At 41.8% G+C, this 8,652-nt stretch carries 8 protein-coding genes; all 8 read right to left on the reverse strand.

All coding sequences use genetic code 11. The annotated features are described in order from the left end of the window. Window positions 1–46 precede the first annotated feature (46 nt). Window positions 47–1,051: a glycosyltransferase family 2 protein gene (locus JKP77_RS05175; protein WP_218310132.1), complete on the reverse strand. Its 1,005-nt coding sequence runs from the start codon at window positions 1,049–1,051 to the stop codon at window positions 47–49. Then, on the reverse strand, window positions 1,041–2,081 hold the full coding sequence (locus tag JKP77_RS05180) for a sulfotransferase (RefSeq protein ID WP_218310133.1): 1,041 nt from the start codon (window positions 2,079–2,081) through the stop codon (window positions 1,041–1,043). Before JKP77_RS05180 ends, JKP77_RS05175 begins: the two co-directional genes overlap by 11 nt. After that, window positions 2,078–3,205: a glycosyltransferase gene (locus JKP77_RS05185; protein ID WP_218310134.1), complete on the reverse strand. Its 1,128-nt coding sequence runs from the start codon at window positions 3,203–3,205 to the stop codon at window positions 2,078–2,080. Before JKP77_RS05185 ends, JKP77_RS05180 begins: the two co-directional genes overlap by 4 nt. Before the next feature lie 102 nt (window positions 3,206–3,307). Continuing rightward, the gene (locus JKP77_RS05190) at window positions 3,308–3,946 is read right to left on the reverse strand and encodes a sulfotransferase family 2 domain-containing protein (RefSeq protein WP_218310135.1); all 639 of its coding nucleotides are present in this window, start codon (window positions 3,944–3,946) and stop codon (window positions 3,308–3,310) included. A gap of 1 nt (window position 3,947) precedes the next feature. Continuing rightward, window positions 3,948–4,880, reverse strand: a complete 933-nt coding sequence (locus tag JKP77_RS05195) for a glycosyltransferase family 2 protein (protein ID WP_218310136.1) — start codon at window positions 4,878–4,880, stop codon at window positions 3,948–3,950. A 72-nt stretch (window positions 4,881–4,952) separates the two neighbouring features. Then, on the reverse strand, window positions 4,953–6,854 hold the full coding sequence (gene asnB, locus JKP77_RS05200) for an asparagine synthase (glutamine-hydrolyzing) (RefSeq protein ID WP_218310137.1): 1,902 nt from the start codon (window positions 6,852–6,854) through the stop codon (window positions 4,953–4,955). Further along, window positions 6,854–7,873, reverse strand: coding sequence for an acyltransferase family protein (locus JKP77_RS05205; RefSeq protein WP_218310138.1), 1,020 nt, complete (start codon window positions 7,871–7,873; stop codon window positions 6,854–6,856). Before JKP77_RS05205 ends, asnB begins: the two co-directional genes overlap by 1 nt. A gap of 18 nt (window positions 7,874–7,891) precedes the next feature. Then, window positions 7,892–8,587 carry a GNAT family N-acetyltransferase gene (locus JKP77_RS05210; protein ID WP_220100068.1) on the reverse strand — a complete coding sequence of 232 codons (696 nt, stop codon included), beginning with the start codon at window positions 8,585–8,587 and terminating at the stop codon, window positions 7,892–7,894. Window positions 8,588–8,652: the final 65 nt, after the last annotated feature.

Here is an 8,652-nt window from a genome sequence, read left to right on the forward strand (position 1 = left end):
TTTTACGTTACTTGATAGCTCTATATATTTTACCTGTGTCTCTACATTACCTGCGAAGAAAAAATCTAATTAAGCTGGCAGATAGGGAGCGCCAGTATAACCAGGTACCAGGTGATAAATACACTGCCTTCATCATTGCTCGCATTGCATTTTTGTATTCGCCCATCTCCTGACAAGCCATGGATAATTCCCACGCATAGACTTTTGCAAGACGCTGAGATATTGCTTTTTTTTGTGCAGGTGTAGAGACAAAATCAGAAAGTCCTTGATAGCCTTTGATCATGGTGAGTGCTGAGCGCTCCCGTTTCTGTGTGGACCCCGCTGTAACCAGCGAAATATGGCTATCGTGAATGTGATAAATTTGATGTGTCCTTTCTGTAAAGGCGAAGTTGTAACCTAGCAAGACCAGTTTAATCGCATAAAAGCGATCATAGGCGGTTCTGAAACTTTCATCGAATAAATGTGACTTAAAGACTTCCCTTCGAATTAGAGCACACTGTGTGCTGCCGGGCACACTGTGGACAATGGCAGTTTCACCTGCTTTGGGGTCGTTAACAATTTTTGTCATTTCAGAACCTTTCACAGGGTCAGAGCTAAGCATTACAAACGGATGTTTAGAATTATCTTCTCTGACAAAATTTGTTGCTTCAACAACTTCACGGGTGTCGTGGTCAATTCGTGTAAGACTTCCAAAAAGCCAGTCAATATCAGGATTTTCTTCTAACGTCTGTACGAATTCTTGAAGATGATAGTCAGGCCACTCATCATCACTATCCTGAAATGCAATATAATTTCCTGAAGCCAGCTTCAGCCCGTGATTTCTGGCTGCATACGGGCCAGCATTTTCCTGTTCGCGATAGATGACCGGAACAGAAAATTTGTTCTTGTTTTGCTGGATCCATTCGGCTGTTCCGTCGCTGCTGCCGTCATTGATTAGTATTAGCTCAAAATCTCTAAACGTTTGAGATTCCATTGTTTGTGCTAGCTGAGGAAGAAACTTTTCTCTGTTGTATAAAGGTACAACAACACTAACAGTCGGATTAGAATTCATTATTTTGCTTACTCGTCAGAAAATCGGTCAGCACCCTTTCACAGTGAGTCTCAATAGTGCTGAACCACTCGTCTTCAGCGTAAGACTGCCACTTATTAAGAGAAGGTTTTTCCAATACAGATAAGGCTTTATCAAAGTCTGGAGATTCCCATTCAAGAGAATTAAACAGTTGGTTTAGAACCTCTTGCGGAGACTGAGTCAACTCCTCAAAAGACAAAGATATGTCAGAATATTCTATTCCATATAGATAGGAGAGCTTCCACAAGTAATAAAATCGCATGTATGGATGAGGGGATTCATTCAATGATAAAAAAGGAAAGTGTTTACAGAGGTCCCTGCACCATACGTCCAGGTAAAACGCGTCCCTGTAAGTGTGGCAGACCGCATTTGCATTCATTAATTTTTTATCCGTAAGAAATGAGCACCATTGATCCCTGGGATGACGATACAAATGCACTATTCTGGCGTGAGGATAATTTTTCTTTAACCATCCTAAACGGAAATCAATTCTGTTGAATTGTAGTACGGCAGTACTTTTTGAATTATCTATGAGTGTATCAATATAAGCTTTCATTTTAGGCGCGAATGTGTGTTCGTCCATATGAAGGTTTTCTCTTATCCATGACTCTTCATAAAAAGATTCCAGCTTTTGTAAACCGTTATATTCGCTCCAGTAATCGCTAATACCAAGGTGTGTCGCATCGACATTCGCGCCTCTTGTCTGAGGATTGAACCATTTTCGTTCATTAAATGGTTCATAGTAAGCAGTGCAGGAGCTCTGGCTCCTGAATACATTCCAGAAGACACTGGATCCTGAGCGAAATCTGCTGGTGACAAAAACGATATTTTTCTCAGTTGGTGTCACTGCATCGTCTTTTTTATCTGCATCGTATGGAGAAGGCGTATTGACCATCGGTGCAAGCTTTTGTTTAACCTGATTTATCTTATCAAACAGAGGCTCTTGTGTTTTTTCGTGGTTGAGTGCTTTTATAAACAAAGACAACATTGCACTTTTTATTTTAGATGTCATTTTTGGCTCAGAACTTGTTTATAAATTGCTTGGTAGCTATCAGCCATTTTATCCGCAGTAAATAGCTGCTCAAAGCGCTCCTTTGCGGCTTTTTTCATCGCAGATAAGTCTGTACTTAAAAATGAGGATATAGCCTTAGCAAATGCTTCTATATCATTGTTTGGCGTAACCAGACCGTTTACACCGTGTTCGATGATTTCAGCATTACCCCCGGCGTCTGTTACAACACATGGTTTAGACAATGACATGGCTTCCAGAAGAGTCATTGAAGTGCCTTCACTTAACGATGACAACAGAAAAATATCCATTATCGCGAGATACTCACTTGGATCGGTAATGTATCCGGTGAAGATTACATTGGTGCTTATTTTCAACTCTTTAACAGTTGACTCAAGCCGCGCCCTTTCCTCACCGTCGCCGACAATTAGCAGCTTTGTATTTGAATGGTGATTCAGCACTCTGGAAAATGCGTGTAGCATCATTGTTTGGTTTTTTATGGGGTCGAGCCTGGCTATTGTGCCAATAACTTTTGTGTCAGTGTTATCAACCAATCCCTGTTTCAGCGATTCAACAGATTTATTGTCAACATGAAGTGGGTTGATGCCATTATAAATAACCTTGGTGGAGGATTCAGGTATATATTCAAACTCTTCCAAGGCGTGTTTAGTTGCTTTAGAGATTGTTGTTACAGAGTCTGTGAGTTTCAGAAGAATCGGGTTGACGATACGACGCTTCCAAGATGAGGAGTCAGGGTAAAACCGACCATGCTCAGTAAAAATCACTTTAGTCCGAGTTCCTGCTGCCGCGAGTGTACCGTAAACCCACGGGGTGTATTGATGGCAATGAATAATATCGATTTGATGCTGCTTAATATGATTTCGAACCTGCATAATCAGATTACGATCAAAGCCGGCAAGACGAGAGGTTGTTTCAATCGATACACCGCTTTGCTTCAGAGCCTCTCCCCAAGGGCCGAGCGGCGCCTCAATACAATAGATAGACATTGAACATTCAGAGGAATGGAGTCCGTAAATAATATTCTTTATCACCATTTCGGTTCCACCGATTCGCATATCGTAGGTGAGATGTAGTATTTTTATTGGCCCGTTAGATGAAGATACCATTCCTATTATATTCCTGAGTGCACCATAGAAGGATGAAGCATGCAAAATTCCGCAAGTTAATTGGCTTATTAAACTATTACTGTATAAAGCTGAGTGTTTTTATTATTTTCTGAATGAGTCCTTACTATAACTTAGCTTTGTAAAATCTTCCTGATAGGCATCGTAAACTATCTCTGCAGTTTTATCTGTATATCGGGCATCAATAGTATTTTGGCTCTTATTAGTTACAGGTAGTTCGCTTTTGATGTCCAACTTTTTAGCTATAACTTCATATGCATTGGTTAAGTCTTCGAACTTCCCGATAAAATCAATCTTTATTTTTTCCCGCTCTTCGCCTAAATACATACACTGCGGGTATAGGAAGTAGTGAGAGCGTACGTTTATTTCATTAACCCAATCAGTCACAAATTCTTCAAAGGTGGGATAGCGGGTAATAAATTTTACAGAGGTATTCGGGTGAGATTTTGCTTGCTCAAAACTGTATTTGTATGTTGAAGCTAATCGATCATACGGGTTCCGTACAATGGCAAATTTATATAGCTTTTTAAGTGTTTTATGAGAAACATAGCTATACTCATCAAGTGTGTGATGCCAGGGATCTTCCCCGTAAAGCACCTTAGATATACTGGTTCCGGCCGTCTTAGGAATATGTATAAATAATGAATTTGTCTCGGAAAAACCGTCAATCCAGCCTTTTGGTTTCTTTCGTTTTAGCCAGAAAAGTTCAAGCGCTGAAAACATGCTATTGACTTCCTTTCTCGGTTTTAGGAACGTGGGCAGCCTTTACTCCAGCAGACCAAGCTCTTTGAACTCCCCATTTTAAAGCAATATGAGGATTAACCTTTATAAGTACCTTTTCTATTAACCGACTCACTATAAACTTTCTCCAAACCCAAAAAGGAATTCCTTTAATTTTAAACCTAGATTCAAACATTTTTTGATTAGACGCATCGGTAATTCCACGCCTAAAGCGGCGATTACAAATCCATTCGTGTGTCAGGCATGATTGAGGAACTGGATGGTAGACCTTAGCGTCTGCTACATAGCATGATTTAAACCCAAGTGTGAGTAATTTTCTTTGTAAACGATGTTCCTCACCGACTCCGCCGCCATCTTTTCCTGTGGCTGACTCACCTTCGTATACAGACCCAAAGTGTTCTTGTAATTCACAAATAGACTTGCGAGAAAGCGCATGATTTCCACCCAAAAATTCAGCAGAATCCGATATGAAGTTGGTATCGCCTTGTGAAAAACCTTTAACAGAAGGAGGAACGAATTTTAATTTCCACTCAGGCGGATCTGTTTCATAAACGGGCTCAACCGGTCCACCATAGAAATACTCTTGTCCACAATCGGAAAACGCATTGAAGTAACCCTCCAATGTACTATCTGCAAATCCTAGGTCATTATCGAAAAAAATTAAGTAGTCTGCATCTGAGTGCTTTATACCTAAATTTCTTGCATTACTCAGTCCAGGTACCGGGGTGTAAATATGTTCAATAGTTGCTTTGTCGTTGTGTTCACATACTTCCTTTGCACCGGATAAAGGACCATTTTCAACTACAATTATTTTGTTGATAAAGCTAATTGATGGCAATTGGGTGAGTGCATTAATTGCGTTTTTTAGAGGCAGCACATCACCAAAATGAGGAATGATAATGTCGATTTTAATCATTAAAGGTTACTCATAAATGTAATTTCAATCTAGGTGCAGCCTAAGAGAACATCACGCGTGTTGTTATCAACTTCATGACATGCTTGTTTGGTCTCTAGCGGCAAACCGCTCGTACCACATCTGAAACATCAACATACTCCACAACTCAATCCCGTGATCTTTGACACGTCGTTGATGCTCACTCCATATTTTCTGTATTTCTACGGGCTCAAAAACAGAGGCTAAACCCTCTTTATCTCGAAGCAGCAACTCTTCACCCATATCTTTCAACTCACCTCTGAACCATTCATCCAAAGGGGTACTAAATCCCATTTTCTTTCTGTACAACAGAGAATCCGGAATAAAAGCCTTAAACACCTCTTTCAGCAAATACTTTTTCTCACCATCCCGGTACTTTTCTCTGGCTGGTAGGGTAGCGGCAAATTCTGCAACCTGATAATCCAGAATAGGGGCACGTACTTCCAGCGAGTTGGCCATGCTCATTCTGTCTACTTTCACCAGAATATCACCTGTCATGTAGGTTTTGATGTCAGTATAAAGAATTTTGCTGAGGTGGTCGGGACCATCGGCTTTATTGTACATGTCCAGCGTGTACTGACTGGGATGGTAGCCTTCAAGCTGCTTTTTTACTTCGGGCTTTGCCAGCTTATTCCAGGTTTCATCGGTCATCATGCTGTTGGTGATATAAAAACCCATTGCCGGGTCGCATGACAGGCTGGTAAGGAGTGATTTTGCCTTTTTGCCTACTGAGCCCGGAACGATACCTGCGGCTTTGGCCAGGCTTGGGAATACATGCTTTCTGACGCTTTCCGGAAACTTATTGCGCAGCTTGTTTTCGATGTCATCAGTCGTGTACTTCTCGTAACCGGCAAACATTTCGTCGCCGCCGTCTCCGGCTAGTGCCACAGTCACGGCTTTACGGGCAAGTTCAGACACAAAAAACGTTGGCACTAACGAGGGGTCAGCAAAAGGTTCGTCAAAAAAGCTGGCGATATGCTCAAGACGATCAGCCACATTCTGATGCACTGTGTACTCATGATGCTCGGTCTGATACTTCTCAGCAATTTCCCTGGCAAAGTCGGCTTCATTGAACTTTTCATCATCAAAGCCGATAGTGCAGGTTTTCACTGGTGTATCGCTGGCTTGTGCCATCATGGCAACCACGCCGGAACTGTCTACGCCACCACTTAAAAATGCGCCAAGTGGAACGTCACTTATCATGCGCTGCTTTGTCACTTTTTCCAGCAGGGCTTTTAACTGTGCTTTGTGCGACTCTTCACTTTCTGAAGAGATATTTTTAAAGCTAACGTCCCAATACTCATGAATACTGAATCCATCGTTATTCAGCACCATGTAGTGCGCCGGCGGCAACTTGTGAATGTGCTTAAAGATGCTTTTGGGATCAGGGATATACTGGTAAGCAAAGAAGTCATACACGGCATCCAGACGAATTTCTCTTGGAATGTCGTTTAGTGCCAGTATGGCTTTAATTTCAGAACCGAAAGCGAAGCGTCCGTCTTGCGAATAATAGTAAAGTGGTTTTTTCCCCAGACGGTCTCTGGCGATGAACAACTCTTGTTTATTCTTGTCCCACAATGCAAACGCAAACATGCCGTTTAGTTTTTCAAGGCAACTGACTCCTTCGCGGGCATAAAGCTCCAGAATTACTTCGGTATCGGTATGGCTTTTAAATGTAACGCCTTGTTTTTCGAGATCTTCTCTTAACTCTAGGAAGTTATAGATTTCACCGTTAAAGACGATAACCAGATTCCCATCTGCGGAAAACATGGGCTGATTACCAGCTTCTGATAAGTCGAGAATACTGAGCCTGCGATGGCACAGGCCAATATGTTCATCCAGATACGTACCACCGGCGTCGGGCCCGCGATGGAATATGGCCTGGCCCATAGCCTCCAGTTTGGCTTCTGTTCCTTCCTGGTAATGAAACTGGCTGAATCCTGCTATGCCGCACATTAAAATTTAATCCTTCTTCTTATTAATTCAACCTTGGAAGCTAGTGTACGCTCAATGATCGCAGAAAGTATTAAGGTCATTACTAGCCCAATTAGAAAGACAGTGAAAGGGGAGTTTTCTCGCGAAATATCATTCAACAAGTATGCCGCTAGAAGAGCGCCGGACCAGTGAAAAATGTAGAGTGGATAGGACAAATCGCCGAGCATTTTCGTTGTTGAATTTCTGAAAATTTTGTCATTTTTAAATAGTACAACCGTCATAAAAACGCTCAAAGCTAGGTTTGAGAAAACGCAAATAACACCAGCTTTCCATGCAATATCCTCAGGTAGGATCAATTTCGAACTAGCTGCAACTATAAGGTTCAAAAGAAAACAAACAAAGAGTGGAAACGCTAGTCGGTAGTTTTCAACAAATCTGAAAATGGCATCTTTAAAATGATAAGCACAAGCACCTAATGCAAAAGGCAGAGATGCTGACATGACTGTGCCGTAACCGATTCCTAAATGATGCGTTACATTAAAGTAAATTGTATATAGTAAACTTACCAATAACCATATAATTGTTACTGTTTTAGTTCTGGAAATTCCTAATCCAATCAAGAAATAAAAGAATAACTCTATCGTAAGTGCCCAAGTTGCAGGTGCTAAGCGCGGGGTTACTTCAATTGGCCTTTCAGCTATAAACATAAGAAATATGTTAGATAACCACTCTCGTGTTGTATCTGGTATTGCCATAGCGGCGTGGAAGTTAGTACTCTTATCCTCCCCTACCCACAAAATAATTAGCAGGGTGACAATGAGCAGCGCCCAGTAAACAGGAAATAGCCGCAATACTCTGTTTAATGCATATTTCTTTATACCCGATACGCTGTATCCGTAAGACTCATGCATAATCAATGTCATTAAAAAGCCGCTAAGAATAAAGAATGAGAAAACTGCATAGGGGCCGATAGCGTTAACTCCCAATAAATGAAAGATTGCAACGTTCAGAGCTAATATAAATCGGTATATACCCAGCATTCCTTGCTCCAACTGCAGCTACAAGCTGATATAAGGCCGAATCGTCGACCCTAATTTTATAGTTAGTCCCAGCGGCAATTTTCGCCAGGTATTTTCAATGGTGTTTCGAAGCTTGCTCTGCGAGCCCACGCCCTGAACCTGAGGCAGTTCTTCACCAGATTGTCCAAACTTCTGCCAGAACAACAACTGTGGCTCGGCGCCCCATTGTTTCTTAAAGCGGTACGTGCCTTCTTCGAATGTCGAGCGGCCAAAATCAAAGGTTTCAATGCCATTGTCGGCACAATGCTCTAATAGTGACCAGTAAAGCAACATATTGGGTGCCAGCCGGTTAAATTCGCGCAGCGTTGATGCCCACGGAATGCTTGCGGTTTGTGCGTTTTTAATCACAATACCAGCGCCTATCGGCGTGTTTTCATGATAAACAACGCTAATTACGGCATTCTTGCCGTAGGCACTGATGATGTCTTCAAACCAACGTTTTGCATGAACAGGAGACCCAAGGTCGCGCATGTTTTGAGTGTACACATCGTAAAAACCGTTGATAAATTCCCGAGTGTCTCCCAGTTGCACAGTCAGACCATTTTTTTCCGCTTTTTTTATCTGACTGCGTAGCTTTGATTTAAACGACTTAAGTAAAAGCTCACCAGATTCAGGCAATGGCAACACCATTCTGACTTTTTGTCCCGTCAGCGAGGATGTGTCGTAAGCGATCAATATAGACCGTTGTGATTCGTTTAGTGTTTGAGGCTATCTTCGTTTAAGGAGATGCGTTCTATATC

The organism is Alteromonas antoniana (assembly GCF_019249295.1).
Classification (GTDB): Bacteria; Pseudomonadota; Gammaproteobacteria; order Enterobacterales; family Alteromonadaceae; genus Alteromonas; species Alteromonas antoniana.

What these genes read in the sequence shown, in the direction of transcription:
- JKP77_RS05175 (WP_218310132.1), bottom strand. Translation starts at nt 1,051, where the DNA reads ATGAATTCTAATCCGACTGTTAGTGTTGTTGTACCTTTATACAACAGA.
- JKP77_RS05205 (WP_218310138.1), bottom strand. Translation starts at nt 7,873, where the DNA reads ATGCTGGGTATATACCGATTTATATTAGCTCTGAACGTTGCAATCTTT.
- JKP77_RS05180 (WP_218310133.1), bottom strand. Translation starts at nt 2,081, where the DNA reads ATGACATCTAAAATAAAAAGTGCAATGTTGTCTTTGTTTATAAAAGCA.
- JKP77_RS05195 (WP_218310136.1), bottom strand. Translation starts at nt 4,880, where the DNA reads ATGATTAAAATCGACATTATCATTCCTCATTTTGGTGATGTGCTGCCT.
- JKP77_RS05190 (WP_218310135.1), bottom strand. Translation starts at nt 3,946, where the DNA reads ATGTTTTCAGCGCTTGAACTTTTCTGGCTAAAACGAAAGAAACCAAAA.
- asnB (WP_218310137.1), bottom strand. Translation starts at nt 6,854, where the DNA reads ATGTGCGGCATAGCAGGATTCAGCCAGTTTCATTACCAGGAAGGAACA.
- JKP77_RS05185 (WP_218310134.1), bottom strand. Translation starts at nt 3,205, where the DNA reads ATGGTATCTTCATCTAACGGGCCAATAAAAATACTACATCTCACCTAC.